The following is an 18,775-nucleotide window of genomic DNA, read 5'->3' on the forward strand; positions in this document are numbered from 1 at the left end:
GCGATTCCTCGTATCGCGATGTATTTTGCGATTGGGGGCGCCTGAGCCTATCGCAAGCGCAAAAAGGGCGGCGGCCTTTCGCGGGCCGCCGCTCCCCCCTCCTGTCCGGTAACCGGGGATAGTCAGATGCGGGCGGCCGTGCTCCAGGTCGTGCGCCAGCGGACACGGACCATCGAGAGGCCCAGGAAAGCCACCAGAGCAAGCGCCGCGAAGATCAGGAAACCGGGCGCGAAGCTGCCGGTGAACTGCTTGGCGATGCCCAGCGACGAGGCGAGATAGAAGCCGCCGATGCCGCCCGCCATGCCGACCAGGCCGGTCATGACGCCGATCTCTTCCCTGAAGCGCTGCGGCACCAGCTGGAACACCGAGCCATTGCCGACGCCCAGCGCCAGCATCGCCGCGACGAACAGGCCGAGGGCCGAGAACAGCGTCGGCGCATAGGCCACGCCCGCCAGTGCCAGAGCGGCGGCGATATAGACCATCATCAGCGCCTTGACGCCGCCGATCCGGTCAGCCAGCGCGCCGCCCATCGGACGGACCAGGGAACCTGCGAACACGCAGCCCGCGGTGCAGTAGCCCGCGACGACCGGGGTCAGGCCGAACTGGTCGGTGAAATAGATGGGCAGCGAAGCGGCAAGCCCCACGAAGCCGCCGAACGTCACCGCATAGAAGCCCATCAGCCACCAGGCGTCGGCGCTTTTCAGCGGGTGGAAATAGTCCACCAGCTTCTTGGGCGCGGGCGCGTTCGGCGAGTTTTTCGCCATGATCATGTAGAGGATGAAGACGATGGCGAGCGGAATGCAGGCGAGGCCCAGCACCGCGTTCCAGCCGAATGCCTTGGCCAGCATCGGCGCGAACAGGGAGGCGAGCACCGTGCCCGAATTGCCCATGCCCGCGAGGCCCATGGCCTTGCCCTGATGCTCGGCCGGATACCAGCGGCTGGCGAGCGGCAGCGCGATGGCGAAGCTCGCCCCGGCAAAGCCCAGGATCACGCCCAGCGCCAGCGTGCCGCCGAAGCTGTTGACCCCCATCAACCAGGCCGTGAACAGGCCGAGGATGACGATCAGCTGGCTGATCGCGCCCGCCTGCTTGCAGCCGATGCGGTCGACCAGCAGGCCGTTGACGACGCGCAAGATCGCTCCAGCCAGCGTCGGCACCGCGACCATCAGCCCCTTTTCCGCCGGGGTCAGCGCCAGCGCCTTGGAAATGGAGGGCGCCAGCGGACCCAGCAGGACCCACACCATGAAGGCAAGGTCGAAATAGAGGAAAGCGGCGATCAGGGTCGGCGTGTGGCCGGCCTTCCAGAAGCTGGTCTGGACTCCCCTTGCTGCGCCCTCTTCCGGGCCATCCCAATAAGCAGTTGCCATGATGAGGTCCTTCAATCCTTGTGAACTGAACACGAAAAAAGCCGCTTCCAGACCCCGTCATCCACGGAATCTGGCCAGCGGCTTTGCTGTCGGATCTGGAGGAGAGCGATATCCCGGCCTTGGGAAGGCTCATCCTGAAAACGCGCTTCGTCGCGCGACTCCTATCTTATCTCGTGATTCGCATCATGTTGCAAGGCACAAAATGGGCGCGGGGCAGAGGCGCCCTTGCGGCGACGCGGAGATGTTTCAGAAGCCGGCGAGGAAATCCTCTATCCTTTCCGGATCGAACACCCGGCCGTCGAAGAAGCGGTCCGGCCCCAGCGTCAGTTCGCCCCGCTTCGACCCCACCGCGAGCGGGGAGGCGACCGCGCCTTCCAGCTTCATGCTCGCCCCCGGCAACGGCACGTCGCTGTCCGCCAGCGCCCGGCGGAAAATGTCGGGCCGGAACACGGCGGCGGCCCGGGCGGCATTGTCGGCACTATGGTCGACCATCTTCCAGCGGACGAGCTGCGAATAGATCCAGAGCGCCTGGCTGCGCCACGGAAAGGGCGTCGCCTCCCGCGAAAAGAGCATGAAATCGGGCATCGTCAGCGGCGCCATGTCGACGCGCGGCACGATTGCGCCCGACAGGCCGCGCAGGATCACCTCCGCGGGCTGATCGACATAGCGCGGACTGGAGAGAAGATGCGCGAGCGGTTCATGATTGCCCGCATCGTCGCACCAGGCCGCAGCCCGCGCCAGCGCGCGGATCAGCCGGTCTACGCCGTCGGGATTCTCCTCCAGCCAGGGGGTGCGGAAGGCCAGCACCTTTTCGACGCCGCGCCGCCAGATGCGCTCGCCGATCGCCACCGCTTCGGCCAGGCCCGCGTCGACCGCCCCGCTGCCCCAGGGTTCGCCCGCGATGAAACCGTCAATCTCGCCCGCGCGCATCGCCTCCACCGTGAGCGAGGGGGGCACGACGCGCAGCATCACGTCGCGGTCCGGGTCGACCCCCGCGCTCGCCAGCCAGTAGCGCAGCATGATCGCATGGCTGGAAAAGCGATGGACGACGCCGATCACCGGCTTGCGCTTCCAAAGCCCGATAGCGGCGGCGAAATCATGCGCGGTGCCGAGCGGATCGTCGAGCCGGGCGACAATGTCCGGGTCCAGCGCCTGGGCGAATTCGCTCGCCATCACCAGCATGTTGCCGTTGACGTTCAGCTTGTAGGGCGCGGAGAGCGGCGCGGCCTGCTGGCTCAATCCCAATGTCACGGCGACGGCGAGCGGCGCCAGCATGTGCGCGGCCTGCACCTGTCCAAAGATCAGCCGGTCCCGCAAGGTCGCCCAGCTGGTGGTGCGGACGAGATCGAGTTTCAGCCCTTCCTCTTCCGCAAAGCCCTTTTCGCGCGCGACCGCCAGCACGGCGGCATCGGTCAGCGGCAGAAATGCGATACGCAGGTCGGTCAAAGCCCCCCTCCCAACAGGTCGCTGGCGGTGATGAGGGCCTGAGCGACGTCCACGATCTTCTTCCCCTGATTCATCGCGCTCGACCGCAGCAGCGCATAGGCGTCGGGTTCCGGGAGGCCGCGCTGGCTCATCAGGATCGACTTGGCGCGGTCGATGATCTTGCGGTCGGACAGCGCCGTGCGCGCCTCGTCCAGTTCGGTCTGGAGCCGGGCGAAGGCGTTGAAGCGCCGCACCGCCAGTTCCAGCACCGGCTTCACCCTTTCCTTGCGCAGCCCGTCGACGACATAGGCGGATACGCCCGCATCGATGGCCGCGCCGATCATGCTTTCGTCCGACTGGTCTACGAACATGGCGATCGGCCGGGCCAGCGCGCGGCTGACCGACAGCATTTCCTCCAGCGTGTCGCGGCTGGGGCTGCCCAGATCCATCAGCACGACGTCGGGCGCCATGCGTTCCAGGCGCGCGACGAAACCACCGCGCGGGGGCACGATATGGATGTCGTCATAGCCCGCCTCGCGCAGTCCTTCCTCCAGGACCGTCGCCCGCAACCCGCTGTCGTCGATGATGACGATTCGCATGCACCCCGCCTTTTCGTCCCTCAGTGGCCGGGATGCTGCGTCGCGTCAATCTGGGTCAGTGGGTTGCCGAAGTGTCCACCCTGCCCGTGGGACGCGGCGCGAACCAGACCAGCGCGCCCGCCAGGAACAGGATCAGGGCCGCCGTGAAGAAGACATGGTTCATCGAAATGACCGCCGCCTGCTGCTCTACCAGATCGGCCAGCACCTGCGGCGTCTGGGCCGGGGTAAAGCCGCTGCCGGCCAATCTGCTGCCGACGCCCGGATCAAGCGAGGACACCATTTCGTTGCGCGCGACGCGCTGGCCATTGCCCCAGCCGGTGAGGACGAGGGAGGTCGAGATCGCGACCGCGAGCGTGCGCAGGAAATTCTGCAGGCCCGCGGCCGAGGCCGTTTCTTCCGGCCGGACCGATCCCAGCGTCAGCGTCGTCAGCGGAATCATGAAGAAGGGCATGGCGAAGCCCTGCACCACCTGCGGCAGCGACAGGGTCCAGAAATCGGCCGTGCTGGTCCAGTTGGCGCGCCACAGCGTGACGAAGCCCATCCATACCACCGCACCCGAAATCATCACGCGCACGTCGACCTTGCCGATGGCCCGTCCTGCCAGGGGCGCGGCGAAGATGGCGGTCATGGCGGTGAAGGACGTCACATAGCCCGCCGCCTGGGCCGTATAGCCCATCGACATCTGCAGCCACTGGGGAATGATCACGATTCCCGCGAAATAGGCCCCGAAGCAGAGCGACAGGGTGATGACGCCGGAGGTGAAGCCGACATGGCGGAACACCCTGAGATTGACGATCGGATGTTCCTCGGTCAGTTCCCAGATGACGAAAGCACTGAAGCCGATCACCGCCAGCACCGCCAGCATCACGATCATCGGATCGGCGAACCAGTCATGATCGCGGCCGATATCCAGCATGATCTGCATGCAGCCGATCCAGAAGACCAGAAGCCCCAGGCCGATGAAATCGATGGGCAGCTTGTGCCGTTCGGTTTCCACCGGGCGCAGCAGCACCAGCGCCGAGAAGACGCAGACCACCGCGATCGGCAGATTGATGAAGAAGATCCAGTGCCAGCTCCAATTGTCGCTGATATAGCCGCCGACGATCGGTCCCACCGCTGGCCCGGCAAGCGTGGTCATCGCCCACACGCCCATCACCCGTCCCCGCGTTTCGGGCGGGAAGATGCGCATCAGCAGGGTCTGCGACATGGGCATGAGCGGGCCGCCGCACAGCCCCTGGCCGATACGGCAGGCGACCAGCATGCCCAGCGTCATCGACATGCCGCAGAGCATGGAGAAAAGGCCGAAGCCAGCCATGCCGTAGGTGAAGACCCGCACCGCCCCGAAGCGCTGCGCCAGCCATCCGGTGAGCGGCACGCAGATCGCCTCCGCCACGGCATAGGATGTGATGATCCAGGTGCCCTGGTCGGGCGAAATGCCCAGATTGCCGGCGATATGCGGGACCGAAACATTGGCGATGGTCAGGTCCAGCACGACCATGAAATTGCTCATCGCCAGCACCAGCCCCGCCAGAAAGCGCTGGCGGGGGGTCAGGGGAAAGGTTTCGGCCGCTTGGGTCAAGGATCGCGCCTTATTTGCCGGACAGGTCGATCTCGGCTTCCATCGAAAGCCCGACCCGCAGCGGATGCGCCGCCAGTTCCTTCGGATTGAGCGCGATGCGCACCGGCAGGCGCTGCACCACCTTGATCCAGTTGCCGGTGGCGTTCTGTGCCGGGATCAGCGCCATGGACGAGCCGGTGCCGCCGGAAAAGCCGACGACCTTGCCGTGATAGACGACATCGCCGCCATAGAGGTCGGAAACGACCTTCGCGGGCATGCCCACCTTCACCCGGCCAAGCTGGCGCTCCTTGAAATTGGCATCGACATAGACCTGGGCGAGCGGAACTATGCTCATGATCGGCGTACCCTGCGCCACGCGCTGGCCCACCTGCACCTGCCGCCGCGTCACCACCCCGTCGATCGGCGCGCGGATGATGCTGCGGTCGAGATCGAGCCGCGCATTGTCGAGCCTTGCCTTGGCGGCCAGCACGGCGGGGTCGGTATCGATGGTCGATCCGCGCACCAGCGCATCGTTGGCGGCCAGCTGCCCGCTGGCGGCGCCGCGCGTGGCCTCCGCCGTGGCCACGCCGGCCTTCGCCTGTTCCAGCGCCGCCTGCGCCGATGCATAGGCGGTGCGCGCGCTGGTCAGTTCCTCACCCGACACGGCGCCGTTGGGGGCCAGCGCCTCGCGGCGCTTGAGGTCGATGCGTGCCCGGTCGAAATCCGCCTGCGCAGTCGCCAGCCGGGCGCGGGCCTGGCTGATATCGGCGCCGCGGGCGTCCACCTGCGCGGCGAGCGAACTGTTGGTCGCGACCGCCTGGCGGAACCGGCGCTTCGCCTCGGCCAGGTCCGCTTCCGCCTGGGCGAAGGCGATACGGGCGTTGGTGGGATCGAGCTTCACCAATATGTCGCCGCGCTTCACCGCCTGGGTGTCGCTCACCAGCACCTCGACCGCCTGCGCGGAAATCAGCGGCGTCACCTGCGCGATCTCCGCATTCACATAGGCATTGTCGGTGCTGACATGGTTGCGCCCGACCAGCAGATACCAGATGCCGTAGAGACCGGCGGCCACCAGGACGGCCAGCGCCAGCCGCACCAGCCATTTCTTGCGCGTTTCCTGGCGCTGCGCGGCGAGATCGTCGGCCTTGCCGGTCTCGGCGGAAAATTCGGGCGTGGCGTCAGCCATGGGGCAGTTCCTTAGCGATGGCATCGCTGGCGGCGAAACCGCCGCCCAGCGCGCGAATCAGGGCAATGTCGAGCGTGAAGCCGCTGGCCTCCAGCTCCGCGACGGACTGACGCGCGGCCAATAGCTGGTCCTCGACATTCAGCACGTCAAGATAGGTGTTGAGACCGCCTTCATAGCGCTGGCGGACAATGGCATAGGCCTCCTCCGACGCGGCCAGCGCCGATCGGGCATCGGCCAGCCGCTGGTCGAGCGCGCGGCGCCCCGTCACCGCATCGGCCACCTGCTGATAGGCGCCGAGCACGGTCCGGTCATAATTCGCCACCGCCTCGTCATAGGCGGCGCGCACGCCGCGATACTGGCCGCTCAATGCGCCGCCGTGGAAGATCGGCAGGCTGACCGCCGGTCCCACATTGCCGAACAGCGAATCCTTCTTGAACAAAGTGTCCGTGAAGGGGCTGGGCCCGCCGGAAAAGGCGCCCGTGGCGGTATTGAACAGCGTATTATAGCCCAGCGACTGCACGCCGATCATCGCGCTGAGGCGGATGGCGGGGAAGAAATCGGCGCGGGCGACCTTGATCCGCTTCGCCGCCGCCTCCGTCCGCGCCAGCGCGGCCGCGATATCCGGGCGGCGCGCGACCAGATTGGTGGTGACATCGGCGGGCAGCCCCAGCGGCGTCAGCGCGCCCAGCTTCGGCCGGGCGATGGCAAGGCCGCGATCCGGCCCCGCGCCGATCAGCGCCGCGATCTGATGCTGGCGGATGGCGATGGCCTGATCGGCGGCGGCCAGTTGGGCGCGGGCGGACGATACGGTGGCGTCGGCCTGCCGCTCGCTGCCGCGGGTCTCGAGGCCGTTGGCGCGCCTTTGGGAGACCAGCTTCTGGCTGGCGGTCCGGATTTCCAGCGCGCGCGCCAGAATCTCGCGGTCGGCATAGAGCCTGGCCAGATCGGCATAGGCGTCGGCCACGCCCGTCGCGAGCGCCAGCCGGGCCTGCCGCGCGTCGATCTCGGCCGCCTGCGCATCGGATGTCGCCGCCGCCAGCGCGGCGCGGTTCCGGCCCCACAGGTCAAGGTCGAAGCCGAAGTCCAGCGCGACCTGACCGGTGCCCAGCCAGCCCTTGGGCACGAATTCCTTGGGCATGCCCATATTATAGCTGGATTTGGTCGCTCCGCCCCTGGCGTTCAGGTCCACCGAGGGCAGCAGCGGCGCGCCGGCCTGCTGCGCGGCGGCGCTGGCCTGGCGAAAGCGGGCGACGGCGGCGGCCACATCGGGCGAGCCCTTCAGCCCCTCCTCGATCAACGCGTCGAGCTGGGGGTCGCCATATATTTTCCACCAGCCTTCGGACGGCCAGTCGGCATTGGCGGCCTGGAGGCTTTGCTGCGCGTCGATGCTGGCGGGCGCGCGCACGACCGGCTTGGGCCCGAGATCGGGGACCGCCGCGCAGGCGGACAGCAGCATGATGGACGTCATGAACGTCCCGGCGCGAAACTTTGCGGGAGGCCGAATCAGCAAGCGACTCACGGACATAACAAACCGTACCAAAGAGTATGAAATTGGCCTTTGCGCCCGATGCGAATCCTTGTCAACAGAAATAGCGTACTATATGGTACGATTTTATGACAGCGATCGATTCCCCTCCTCTCACCCGCCGGGAAGCGCGGCGGCGCGACCGGCGGAGGGCGATTCTGGAGGTGGCGGGCCAGTATTTTCTGGAAAATGGCTATGCCGCCACGACCATGTCGGCCATCGCCGCGAAGATGGGCGGATCGAAGGGGACGCTGTGGAGCTATTTCCCCTCCAAGGAGGAATTGTTCTCCGCCTGTCTGGACCACCGGACGACGGCCTATCGCGAGCAACTGGCGGAAATGCTGGATTCAGGCGACGATCTGGCGGCTACGCTGTTCCGGCTGGGGATGAACCTGCTGGAGAAGGTCACCTCTCCCCCGGCCATCGCGCTGCACCGGCTGGTCGTGGCCGAAGCAGGCCGATTCCCGGAAATGGGCGCGATCTTCTTCGAACATGCGCCGCGTCACACGCGCCTGATGATAGCCGCCTTCCTGGAACAGGCGATGGATCGGGGGCTGTTGCGCCGGGCCGATCCGGAACTGGCCGCCCGAACCTTCATGACGCTGATGATGTCGGGCTGTCACCAGCTGATGCTGATGGGGCAGGTCGACCGGCCGACACCGGATCAGATCGAGAAGGACGTGACCTTTGCGCTCGATTGCTTCCTGCATGCCTATGCGCCTGAGCCGCACGGGGCGCGTTAACCATTTCTTTGCGCGACGATCCTAGGCTTGCGGGAGACCTGAAGGTGGGACGCCATGTCATTTTGGAAGCGCAATGCGAGTCGCCTGTTCCCGAGCGAGCAGATGCCGGAGGCCGGACGAACGGCGCGGCGCTTGCGCGTGCTGCTGATCGATGAGGATGCCACCGCGCGTGCCGTGATCGCCCGGCGCCTGTCGCATATGGGCTATGATGTGGCGCTGACGGAAAATGGCTTTACCGCGCTCACCATGCTGGTGGCCCGGCCGGTGGACGTCATCCTGATCGACATGGCGCTGACCCTGCTTCCCGGCATCGCCACCATGCGCAAGATCAGGGCGGCGGGCCTGGCCGACAATGCCTGTTTCGTGATGATCGGCGGACGCAATGATGCGGTTTCCGCCGTCGAGGCGCTGGAGGCCGGTGCCGACGACCATATCGTGAAGCCCTATGATTTCGAGATTCTCGATGCGCGGCTGCGCCATCTGTGCGCGCGCGCCGAGCAACTGGGCACATTGACCCGCCACAATGCGGAACTGGACGCCCGCATTGCCCGCCGTGCGCTGGAACTGGGGGAAACGCGCGACGCGCTGGCGGAAATGCAGGCCGACCGGGCGCGGCTCGTCTCCTCGATCCAGGCGCTGCATGACGAGATTGCGCGGCTCAACGCCGCGCGCCACTGACCCGGTCGCTTCCGCCGCCTATTTCAGCCATTGCGTCGCGGCGAACCAGCCACTGATCCCCGCCGCCATGGCGATGCAGACGCCGACCACGCCCCAGAAGGCCCAGGGCGCATGGGCGAAGGGAATGCCGTCGACATTCATGCCGAGCAGGCCGGTCAGGAAGGTCAGCGGCAGGAACACCAATGCGACGACGGAAATGATCAGCGCCTGCCGGTTCATCTGTTCGGCGCGCAGGTCGGTGAGTTCCTCATGCGCCAGCGCAGAGCGTTCGCGCACCGCCTCCAGCTCCTCCGCCATGCGGGCGCAGCGGTCGGCGGCTTCCTGCAGATGCAGCCGGTCGTCGGGCTCGAGCCAGGGGGCATCCGCCGCCGACAGCCGCTCCAGCGCCTGCCGCTGCGGCGCGATGAAGCGGCGATAGCTGATCGCCGTCGCGCGGATTTCCGACACGCGGCGCCGCGCTTCGGCGGGCCCATGCTCGGTGAGCGCGCTTTCGATCTCATCCAGCCCGTCGCCGAGGTCAGCGACTTCCGGGTCCAGCGCCTCGGTGATCTGCTGCGCGAAGGCGGCGATCAGGTCGCCGGGATCGCGAATCCTGCCCGCCAGCATCTGCGCCACGACCGGCTCCATCGCCGCGAGCGGGCGATAGCTGACGGAAATCACGCGCGCCTCCTCCGCCCAGAGGCGGATCGACACCAGAGGATCGCCAATGCCGTCATCGGTCGCGCCCAGGCCGCGCAGATTGACCAGCGCACCATGCGCCATCAGCGTGCAGCGGGGCCGGGTTTCCTGGGCCAGCAGGGCCGAGAGCGCCGCTTCGGGCATATGGTCGCAGCGGGAGGCGACGGCGCGGGCATCCTCCCGCCAGCCATCGGCATGAACCCAGCTGAACGGCGCATCGCTCGTCCGCTCGCAAAAGGCGTCGAGCGAGACTTGCTGCGCCTGGCCGCCGTCGAAGAGGAACACCCGGCTTATCGGACCATCTCCAGCCAGAGCGACAGCCCCTCGCCCGGTTCCTGGGGGAGCGAAGCCGCCGCGATGCGCACGGCATCGGCCCTTGCCCGGTCGAGGATCGCGGCGGGCACGTCCGGTGCATGGTAGAGGCGATCCGCCTCGCCCAGCAGCCGGGCGGCGCGCAACGTCAGATCGTCGGGATCGGCGGAGAGCAGCCGGATCACTTCCAGCCGGTTCGTCGCCCCATCGGCGCCTTCCGCCAGCCAGTCCGGCACCGCATCGGCCGCCTTGTCCGACAGCGGATCGATCGTCCCGCCCGCCATCAGCCCGGCATCGATCGCGCGCCGCCGCGCCGCCGCATCGGGCCAGCGTGCGCGGATCGCGCTCCGCGCATCGTGCAGCGCCCTCGCCAGCGCGCCCAATCGCGCGGGCAGCAACACCTCGATCCGTTGCCGGAGCGCCTTGGCCAGCCCGGCCGACGCGCCGCCCGTGCCGATGGCGATCAGCACCGGCTCACGATCGACGATGGCGGGCAGGGTGAAGTCGCAAAGGTCGGGCCTGTCGGTGGCGTTCACCCATATGCCGCGTGCCTGAAGCCGCGCCACGGTCGCCTCGTCGCCGTCGGAGACGATGGCGAGCGCGGCGGCTTCGGATTCGCCGACGATCCGCGCGCCCGCCCGTTCGAGCAGGCGCCGCTTGGCGTCCGCCGCCTCGCCCCCGCCGGTCAGGATGACGGCCCGCCCTTGCAACCGCAGAAAGACGGGCAGGCTCTGCATCAGTCCTGCACGCCCTCAGACGCGATCCAGGCCGGAATGCTGTCGCCCTGGATCAGCGCCTCGATCGGCGGGCGGGCGCGGACCACGGCCCATTTGTCGCCCGACACCAGCACCTCGGGGGTCAGTGCGCGGCTGTTATAGGTGCTCGCCATGGTCGCGCCATAGGCACCCGCGGTCATGAAGGCGACCAGATCGCCCGCACCGACCACGTCCATGTCGCGGTGCATGGCGAAGGTGTCGCCGGTCTCGCAGACCGGGCCGACGACATTGGCGGGGGCGCGGTCGCCGCTGGGATGGACGGCGCGGATATCGTGCCAGGCATCGTAGAGGCTGGGCCGCAGCAGGTCGTTCATCGCCGCGTCGACGATCACGAACGGCGCCTGCGCGCCCTGCTTCACCCGCACCACCTGCGACAGCAGCACGCCCGCATTGCCGACGATCAGACGGCCCGGCTCGAACATCAGGCGGACATTCCAGCCCTGCGTCACCCGCGTCACCATCGCGCCATAGTCGGCGGGGCTGGGCGGCAAGGGCTGGGAGGGATCATAGGGCACGCCCAGCCCGCCGCCGAGGTCGGCGGTGCGAATGTCATGGCCTTCGCCGCGCAGCTTCCCGATCAGGGCACCGACCTTGATGAAGGCGGCTTCCAGGGGCTTGAGGTCGGTGAGCTGGCTGCCGATATGCACCGCCACGCCCTGCACGTCGAGGCCGGGCAGGTCGCGGGCGGCGGCATAGCTGGCCAGCGCCCGGTCATAGGGAATGCCGAACTTGTTTTCCGACTTGCCGGTCGAGATCTTGGCATGGGTGCCCGCATCGACATCGGGATTGATGCGGTAGGCGACCGGGGCCTTCTTCCCCATGGACAGCGCCACTTGGGAGAGCATTTCCGCTTCCGGCTCGCTTTCCAGATTGAACTGGTAGATGCCCCGTTCCAGCGCGATCCGCATTTCATCCGCCGTCTTGCCGACGCCGGAAAAGACGATGCGGTCGGCCGGAATGCCCGCCGCGATGGCGCGCAGCAATTCGCCCGCCGACACGACGTCAGCGCCAAGGCCCAGCCTGGCCAGCGTCGCCAGCACGGCGGCATTGGGATTGGCCTTCACCGCAAAGGCGATCAGCGGATCGTCGAGTTGCGACAGGCCATCGCGGAACACGCCGACATGCCGGGTCAGGGTCGCGGTCGAATAGATATAGACGGGCGTGCCGACCTGGGCCGCGATGTCCGCGACCGGCACCTGCTCCACCAGCATGGCGCCGTCGACATAGGTGAAATGGTCCAAGGCTTTATGTCCTAGAGAATCTTATTGGGGGTCGCTCTCGGGCGGCAGGTCGAACTGGTCGTCGCCGCGCACCTTCGACTGGGTCAGCAGTTCGACATTGCGTTCCGGCCGCGCCTGGATCGAGGGCGTGGTCAGTTGCGCCGCCGTCGGCGCCGTCGCCGCGCCCACCGGCACGGCAGGCAGGCGCTGGCCCTGCACCGGCTTGAGCGGCTGACGGCCGCCGCAGGACGCCAGCGCCAGCGCCAGCGCGGCGAGTGCAAGTCCCCTGGCGATCCGTGCCCTCATCATTGCTTCTCCCTCGCCTCGGCGATCCGCGCCCGCACCTGATCGGGCGCGGTGCCGCCGTGGCTCCTGCGGCTGGCGACCGAGGCATCGACCGTCAGCACTGCATAGATACGATCATCGATCCGCGCATCAATGGCCTTCAACGTCTCGATCGGCAGATCGGCCAGTTGCACGCCAGCCGCTTCCGCCGCCGCGACCGCGCGCCCGGTGATATGATGCGCCTCCCGGAAGGGGATATTGCCCTCCCGCACCAGCCAGTCGGCAAGGTCCGTCGCGGTTGCGAAGCCGCTCTCCGCCAGCCCACGCATCCGGTCGGTGCGGAAGGTGACGGTCTCGATCATCCCCGTCATCGCCGCGATGGAGAGGCCGAGCAGGTCATGCGCCTCGAACACCGGCGGCTTGTCGTCCTGCATGTCCTTCGAATAGGCGAGCGGCAGGCCCTTCATCGTGACGCAGAGCGCGTTCATGCAGCCCATGATCCGCCCGGCATGGCCGCGCACCAGCTCGGCGGCGTCGGGATTGCGCTTCTGCGGCATGATCGAGCTGCCGGTCGAATAGGCGTCCGGCAGCTTCACGAAGCCGAAGGGCTGGCTGGCCCAGATGATGAACTCTTCGGCAAGGCGCGAGAGGTGGAGCGCGACCTGGGTCGCCGCCATCAGATAGTCGAGCGCGAAGTCGCGATCCGACACGCTGTCGAGGCTGTTGTCGGTCGGCTTGGCGAAACCCAGTGCCGCCGCCGTCGCGTGGCGATCGATCGGGAAACCCGTGCCTGCGAGCGCCGCCGCGCCCAGCGGGCATTCGTTGAGCCGGTCGCGCGCATCGGCAAAGCGGCTGCGGTCGCGGCGGATCATCTCATGATAGGCCATGAGGTGATGGCCCAGCGTCACCGGCTGCGCCGACTGGAGATGGGTGAAGCCCGGCATCACCGCATCGGCATGTTCTTCCGCGCGGGTCAGCAGCATCGCCTGCAGGCCGGAAAGCCCGGCCTGTACCTCATCGATGGCGTCGCGCACCCAGAGGCGGAAATCGGTCGCCACCTGATCGTTGCGCGAGCGCGCCGTGTGCAGCCGCCCCGCCGCCGGACCGATCAGTTCGGCCAGCCGCGATTCCGTGACCATATGGATATCTTCCAGGTCGAGATTCACCGGAACGCCGTTCGCCTCATATTCAGCGGCGATCCGGTCCAGACCGGTGGAAATCGCGTCAGCATCGGCCTGCGCCACGATGCCCTGGCTGGCGAGCATCGCGACATGCGCCTTCGATCCGGCGATATCCTGTTTCCACAGACGCTTGTCGAAGGGGATGGAGGCATTTATCTCCCGCATGACCGAAGCCGGACCGGCCGCGAAGCGTCCGCCCCACATGCTGTTGGAGCCTACCCCCGTGAGATCTTCCCCGTTCCGATCTTCCTTGCCCTGCGTAATGTCACTGCTCCTGCTGGCTGGCCTTGGCGCGTGCGATAAGCAATCGCCGCCCTCTGGGCAAGGTCCGAACGCCAGCGAGGAGGCGACCGGGCCATCCCGGAGCGGCGCCGGCAAGGGGGGAGAGTTCAGCTATACGCTCGACAGGTCGAAGGCGGGAAGCCCGGCGCCGGACTTCACCTTCCAGAATCCGGACGGCAGCGACGCGAAACTCAGCGACTTTGCGGGCAAGCCGATGCTGGTCAATCTGTGGGCGACATGGTGCGCGCCCTGCGTGGCGGAGATGCCGACCCTGGACGCGATGGCGGCGGACTATGGGAAGAAGGGCCTCGCCGTCCTCACCATATCGCAGGACAGCCAGGGCGAGCAGGTCATCAAACCCTTTTTCGAGAAGCACCCCCTGCCCCATCTCAAGGGCTGGATCGATCCGGAAAACCAGTTCGGCTTCCACTATAAGAGCGGCATGTTGCCGACGACGGTGATCTATGACGCGCAGGGCAAGGAAATGGTGCGGGTGATCGGCGCGATGGACTGGACCAGCAAGGAAGGCCGGGCGCTGATCGGCGCGGCGCTGGCGAGTTGAGGGGCTGCGCGGCAACCGGGCATCGACCCTTTCGCCGGACCGGCCTGCCAAGACGAAATGAGACCAGAAATCCGCCATCCCCCAATGGTTGCAAAATGCGTCCGGCAATTTCCGGTACATTCCAGCAGCAGGGTGCTCCGCAACATAACAGAAGAGTTCGATTCCACGTGGAAATGAAATAGAAACATTGCATTTTTCTTTAATTTTTGTGCAATGCAATGGAGGTTTTGTTCCGCAAGCTCGTTGATCCCCCTGTCATGTAAAATGCAAACAGGGGGCATGGAATGACAAGATTATCCGCTCTTCGCCTTTCACTTATATTGGCTTCATCATGGTCCGCCTGCGCCATGGCGCAGGACGCCGCCCAGGCACCGCAGTCCGATGAGGGCGGCGCCATCATCGTCACCGGCACCCGCGCCGTCGGCATGCAGGCCGCCGAAAGCGCGGCGCCGATCCAGGTATTGAGCCAGGAAGCGATCAGCCATGTCGGCCAGCCGAACCTCAACCAGGTGCTGACCCAGATCGTTCCCAGCTTCACCGCCCAGACGCAGGGCACCGACCTTTCCAGCTTCTCCCTCTCCGCCCGCCTGCGCGGCCTCAGCCCCAACCACACACTGGTGCTGGTCAACGGCAAGCGCCGCCATGGCAACGGCATCCTTCAGGTCATTTCCGGCGCGTTCCAGGGTTCGGCGGCGCCCAGCATCGACCTTATTCCGCCCGACGCCATCGCCCGCGTCGAAGTGTTCCAGGAGGGCGCGGCCGCCGTTTACGGCACGGACGCGATCGCGGGCGTCATCAACTTCATCCTCAAGGACCAGAATGAAGGCGGCAGCTTCAAGGTCACCGGCGGCCAATATTATGACAGCGAGGGCGAACTCTTCTCGGTCTCCGGCAATATGGGCTTCAAGCTGGGCGAGGACGGCTTCTTCAATCTGAGCCTGTTCCATCGCCGTCAGGATTACACCACGGTCGGCACCGGCCAGGTCCAGATCACCAGGCCGGACGGCACGTTGCAGCCCAACACGCCCGCCCAATGGTCGAACCTGGCGGGAGACGCGCTATCAGGCATCAATGGCGGCCAGCCCAAGACCTATCTGACCGAAGCCTTCTACAATATGGGCTATGATTTCGGCGGGGTCGAACTCTACAGCTTCGGCGATTATGCTCGCCGCATCGGCTATGCCAAGCAGGGCTACCGCCATCCCAAGCGCATCTGTTACGAAACCGGCAATCTGGGCGGCGCCATCACCCCCGCCGCCTATGATCCCAATATCTGCTACGGCAACACCGGTACCTGGGGCATGGTGCCGCTGCAGCATGTGATCGAGGACGAATACAGCTTCACCGTCGGCGCCAAGGGCGAAGTGTCAGGCTGGAACTATGACCTGAGCACCACCTATGGCTATCAGAAGGACGAGATCTGGACGGAATCGTCGGCCCATCGCGAGGTCTGGCAGGAAAGCTATGCCGCGTCGCTGCGCGGCATCGGCCAGCCCAACACGGTGGACAAGGCCTATGACGGCGGTTTCCGCCTGAGCCAGACCACCGTCACCGCCGACGTCCGCAAAGAATTCGAAATGGGCCTGGCCGGCCCGCTCACCTTCGCCTTTGGCGGCGAGTATCGGCGGGACACCTATGAGATCGTCGCGGGCGATTATTATTCGACCTACAAGACCGGCGTTCAGTCCTTCCCCGGCTACAAAGCGACCGACGCGGGCAAGTTCCGCCGCAGTTCGCGCGCCGGTTATATCAACCTGATCGCGGAGCCGGTCGAACATTGGTCCATCGACCTTGCGGGCCGTTACGAGGATTATACCGACTTCGGCGACACGACCATCGGCAAGATCACGACCCGCTACGACTTCAGCGACGCCTTCGCGCTGCGCGGCACCGTCAGCACCGGTTTCCGCGCGCCGACGCTGGCGGAACAGAAATATTCGACCATCAACGTCGGCCCGACCAGTGCCATCGCGCAGCTTCCCGCCGGCACGCCCGCCGCGGCATTGCTGGGTTTCAACGCGCTGAAGCCTGAAAAGTCGAAGAACTTCTCCGCCGGTGTCGTACTGCGGCCCGTACCCAAGCTCGCAATCACGATCGATGGCTATATCATCAAGATCAAGGACCGCATCACCGGCACGGCCGCGCGCAATGCCGTTCTCAACGGCGTTGCGCAGCCGGGCGGCGCCGACATATTGAACGCCCTGAACGCGGCGGGCATCGTGCTGGACAGCGCGCTGTTCACTAACGGCACGATCGGGGTGTCGAGCTTCACCAACGGCATCGATACCCGCACCTGGGGCATCGACTTTTCGGCGAGCTATCCGGTCGCGCTGGACTTCGGTGTGCTGAACCTGTCGCTGACCGCGAATTACAACAAGACCAAGATCACCAACAACAAGGTCGGCTATCCGATCTTCAACGCAGCGTCCGAAAGCAATATCGAACGGTCCAACCCGGATTACAAGATCGTCGCGGGTGCGCTGTTCAAGAGCGGGAAATTCTCGCTCAACCTGCGTGAAACCTTCTACGGCAAGACCAGCGTTCTGGTCCGTCCCGCCTTCACGCCCGCCGGTGGCTTCATTCCGAACGGCGGCTTCCTGATCGCGGACGGCGCCCTCGTGAACGGTGTGAATGCCAACCAGCTCTATTTCAACGGCGTGGTTAAGGCGACCGCGCTGACCGATCTGGAGTTGGGCTACGAGTTCACCGATGCAGTGACCTTCTCCGTGGGGGCGAACAACCTGTTCAACAAGCGGCCGGAGGTGCCCGCGCTGATGCAGGGCGTCACACCGGCGGCGGGCGTCTCGCCCTATGTCAACGGGGCGGGCGCCTATAACGCCTATTATGGGCATGGTCCCTACGGCACTTCGGGCGGCTATTATTACGCCCGCCTCGACTTCAAGTTCTGAAGCGTCACGAAGGAAGGGCCGGTTCTGCAAGGGACCGGCCCTTTTCCATGTCTGAACTGCCGGAGTGGCCCCATGAAGAAAGCTGCCGTCCTCGCCCTGCTCCTGAGCGCCGCCCCCGCTCTCGCCCAGTCGCCCGCGCCCGCCCGGCTCCCCTTCTCTCCTGCGGTGCGCGCGGGCGATCTGCTCTTCATCTCCGGCCAGATCGGACAGGTTCCGGCGGGCATGGACCCGCACAAGGAGGGCTTCGATGCCGCCGTCGACGGCGCGATGGGCAGCATCGGCAGGATATTGAAGGATAATGGGCTGGACTTCGGCCATGTCGTCAAATGCACGGTGATGCTGGACGACATGGCCGACTGGCCGCGCTTCAACGGCCGGTACCTGCGCTATTTCGAAGGCCAGCGGCTCCCCGCCCGCAGCGCCTTCGGCGCGGACGGGCTGGCGATGGGCGCTCCGCTGGAGATCGAATGCATCGCCAGCTTCCGATGATGCCGCGGCTTGGTTGAGTCGTCGGGAATCGGCCGATAGTGTTGAAGAAGTCCGTAATTGTCAGTCTCTAACGTTGGGGCGAAGTCGGCTCCCCGTGTCACGCTGGGGCAATAGCCGACTGGATCGGAATGAGTTTCGCGAGCTTGCGTAGGTTCTGGGCTGTGGCTGCGAGGTGGAACTCATCTTTTGCGCCATTTGGTCCTCGTAGGCGCAAGCGATCAAGCTTCAGGATACGCTTGAGATGGGCGAAGAGCATTTCGACCTTCTTTCGTTCGCGCCGGGATGTGACATAGGCGTCGGTCTGGGACAGATCCCTTGCCAGGTCTCGCGCGCCTTCATGGATTGACCGTGCGACCTTGCGCATGGGCTGTCCCGGGCAGCATTGGGGCTTGAGGGTGCAGGCGTCACAGTCATGCTTGCTGGCGCGATAGCGCATGAAGCCGTCCTTATCGACGCTTGGTCTGGGGTCGGCATAGTTCCGGCGATGCTGCACCAACTGCTTGCCGCCGGGGCAGATATAGACGTCGCGCTGATGGTCATAGCGGAACGCTGTGCGATGGAAGCTATCGGTGCGGCGACCCGCATGGTCGAAGACGGGAATATGCGGCTCGATGCCCCGCTCATGGACGAGCCAGGCAAGATTGGCCGCATCGCCATAGCCTGTGTCGGCCGCCAACCGCTGGGGCCAGATGCCGAAGCGTTCCTGCGTCCTGTCGATCATCGTTCGCTGCGCCGTCACCTCGGCCTGACGGATAGCGGTGCTGGCCTCCACATCGACGATCACGGCATGAGCCAGATCAATGAGATAGTTGGTGCTATAGGCGAAGAAGGCTTGCCCGCCATGGGCGCCGGTCCAGCGGGCAGCAGGATCGGCAGGCGACAGATATTTGGGCGTGACGGGCGAAGCTGCGCCGAAAGCTGCTTCGTCAAGGACCTCCAGATACTCCCGGGCAGCATGATTGACGATGTCCGGTGGCAGCCCTTCATCGCCAGGGACGCC

At 66.0% G+C, this 18,775-nt stretch carries 17 protein-coding genes; 5 read left to right on the forward strand and 12 right to left on the reverse strand.

Annotated features, from left to right (window positions below; genetic code table 11):
• Nucleotides 1-122: 122 nt before the first annotated feature.
• The 6 genes from MJ601_RS19110 to MJ601_RS19135 form a co-directional block, all read right to left on the reverse strand.
• Nucleotides 123-1,367, reverse strand: a complete 1,245-nt coding sequence (locus MJ601_RS19110) for a nitrate/nitrite transporter (RefSeq protein WP_242129369.1) — start codon at nt 1,365-1,367, stop codon at nt 123-125.
• A gap of 246 nt (nt 1,368-1,613) precedes the next feature.
• Nucleotides 1,614-2,813, reverse strand: coding sequence for an ABC transporter substrate-binding protein (locus tag MJ601_RS19115; RefSeq protein WP_242129371.1), 1,200 nt, complete (start codon nt 2,811-2,813; stop codon nt 1,614-1,616).
• Entirely contained in the window at nt 2,810-3,391 is a 582-nt protein-coding gene (locus MJ601_RS19120; RefSeq protein ID WP_242129373.1) for an ANTAR domain-containing response regulator, read from the reverse strand. The genes MJ601_RS19115 and MJ601_RS19120 overlap by 4 nt, the downstream gene beginning before the upstream one ends.
• Before the next feature lie 55 nt (nt 3,392-3,446).
• Nucleotides 3,447-4,970 (reverse strand): DHA2 family efflux MFS transporter permease subunit, encoded by a 1,524-nt coding sequence (locus tag MJ601_RS19125; protein WP_242129375.1) that lies wholly within the window; start codon nt 4,968-4,970, stop codon nt 3,447-3,449.
• A gap of 10 nt (nt 4,971-4,980) precedes the next feature.
• Nucleotides 4,981-6,135, reverse strand: a complete 1,155-nt coding sequence (locus MJ601_RS19130) for an EmrA/EmrK family multidrug efflux transporter periplasmic adaptor subunit (protein WP_242129377.1) — start codon at nt 6,133-6,135, stop codon at nt 4,981-4,983.
• Complete coding sequence (locus tag MJ601_RS19135; RefSeq protein WP_491572936.1) at nt 6,128-7,660, reverse strand: efflux transporter outer membrane subunit; 1,533 nt, start codon at nt 7,658-7,660, stop codon at nt 6,128-6,130. Before MJ601_RS19135 ends, MJ601_RS19130 begins: the two co-directional genes overlap by 8 nt.
• Nucleotides 7,661-7,749: 89 nt before the next feature.
• On the opposite strand from MJ601_RS19135, the gene MJ601_RS19140 reads away from it, so the two are divergent.
• Both MJ601_RS19140 and MJ601_RS19145 read left to right on the forward strand, forming a co-directional pair.
• Nucleotides 7,750-8,403, forward strand: coding sequence for a TetR/AcrR family transcriptional regulator (locus MJ601_RS19140; RefSeq protein WP_242129380.1), 654 nt, complete (start codon nt 7,750-7,752; stop codon nt 8,401-8,403).
• Nucleotides 8,404-8,457: 54 nt separating this feature from the next.
• Nucleotides 8,458-9,081: a response regulator transcription factor gene (locus tag MJ601_RS19145; RefSeq protein ID WP_491572937.1), complete on the forward strand. Its 624-nt coding sequence runs from the start codon at nt 8,458-8,460 to the stop codon at nt 9,079-9,081.
• A gap of 18 nt (nt 9,082-9,099) precedes the next feature.
• Here the strand turns inward: MJ601_RS19145 and MJ601_RS19150 are convergent, their stop codons facing one another.
• Genes MJ601_RS19150 through argH form a run of 5 tightly spaced genes read right to left on the reverse strand, consistent with a single transcriptional unit; the run spans nt 9,100 to nt 13,737 of the window.
• Nucleotides 9,100-10,053, reverse strand: coding sequence for a zinc transporter ZntB (locus MJ601_RS19150; protein WP_348635605.1), 954 nt, complete (start codon nt 10,051-10,053; stop codon nt 9,100-9,102).
• Nucleotides 10,050-10,808 (reverse strand): precorrin-2 dehydrogenase/sirohydrochlorin ferrochelatase family protein, encoded by a 759-nt coding sequence (locus MJ601_RS19155; protein ID WP_242129384.1) that lies wholly within the window; start codon nt 10,806-10,808, stop codon nt 10,050-10,052. The genes MJ601_RS19150 and MJ601_RS19155 overlap by 4 nt, the downstream gene beginning before the upstream one ends.
• The gene (gene lysA, locus MJ601_RS19160; protein WP_242129386.1) at nt 10,808-12,088 is read right to left on the reverse strand and encodes a diaminopimelate decarboxylase; all 1,281 of its coding nucleotides are present in this window, start codon (nt 12,086-12,088) and stop codon (nt 10,808-10,810) included. The genes MJ601_RS19155 and lysA overlap by 1 nt, the downstream gene beginning before the upstream one ends.
• Before the next feature lie 21 nt (nt 12,089-12,109).
• Nucleotides 12,110-12,373: a hypothetical protein gene (locus MJ601_RS19165; protein ID WP_242129407.1), complete on the reverse strand. Its 264-nt coding sequence runs from the start codon at nt 12,371-12,373 to the stop codon at nt 12,110-12,112.
• Entirely contained in the window at nt 12,373-13,737 is a 1,365-nt protein-coding gene (gene argH / locus MJ601_RS19170; protein ID WP_242129388.1) for an argininosuccinate lyase, read from the reverse strand. The genes MJ601_RS19165 and argH overlap by 1 nt, the downstream gene beginning before the upstream one ends.
• A gap of 58 nt (nt 13,738-13,795) precedes the next feature.
• On the opposite strand from argH, the gene MJ601_RS19175 reads away from it, so the two are divergent.
• The 3 genes from MJ601_RS19175 to MJ601_RS19185 all read left to right on the forward strand — a co-directional run bounded on the left by MJ601_RS19175 (nt 13,796) and on the right by MJ601_RS19185 (nt 17,775).
• The gene (locus tag MJ601_RS19175; protein WP_242129390.1) at nt 13,796-14,377 is read left to right on the forward strand and encodes a TlpA family protein disulfide reductase; all 582 of its coding nucleotides are present in this window, start codon (nt 13,796-13,798) and stop codon (nt 14,375-14,377) included.
• 284 nt (nt 14,378-14,661) lie between these two features.
• A complete protein-coding gene (locus tag MJ601_RS19180) occupies nt 14,662-17,286 on the forward strand; it encodes a TonB-dependent receptor plug domain-containing protein (protein ID WP_242129392.1) in 2,625 nt (874 codons plus the stop codon).
• A gap of 72 nt (nt 17,287-17,358) precedes the next feature.
• Nucleotides 17,359-17,775, forward strand: coding sequence for a RidA family protein (locus MJ601_RS19185; RefSeq protein WP_242129394.1), 417 nt, complete (start codon nt 17,359-17,361; stop codon nt 17,773-17,775).
• A 97-nt stretch (nt 17,776-17,872) separates the two neighbouring features.
• On the opposite strand, the gene MJ601_RS19190 is transcribed toward MJ601_RS19185, so the two are convergent.
• On the reverse strand, nt 17,873-18,775 hold a 903-nt coding region (locus tag MJ601_RS19190; protein WP_242129396.1), incomplete at its 5' end, for a transposase.

Origin of the sequence: Sphingobium trunci, from assembly GCF_022664535.1 — a bacterium.
Lineage (GTDB): Bacteria > Pseudomonadota > Alphaproteobacteria > Sphingomonadales > Sphingomonadaceae > Sphingobium.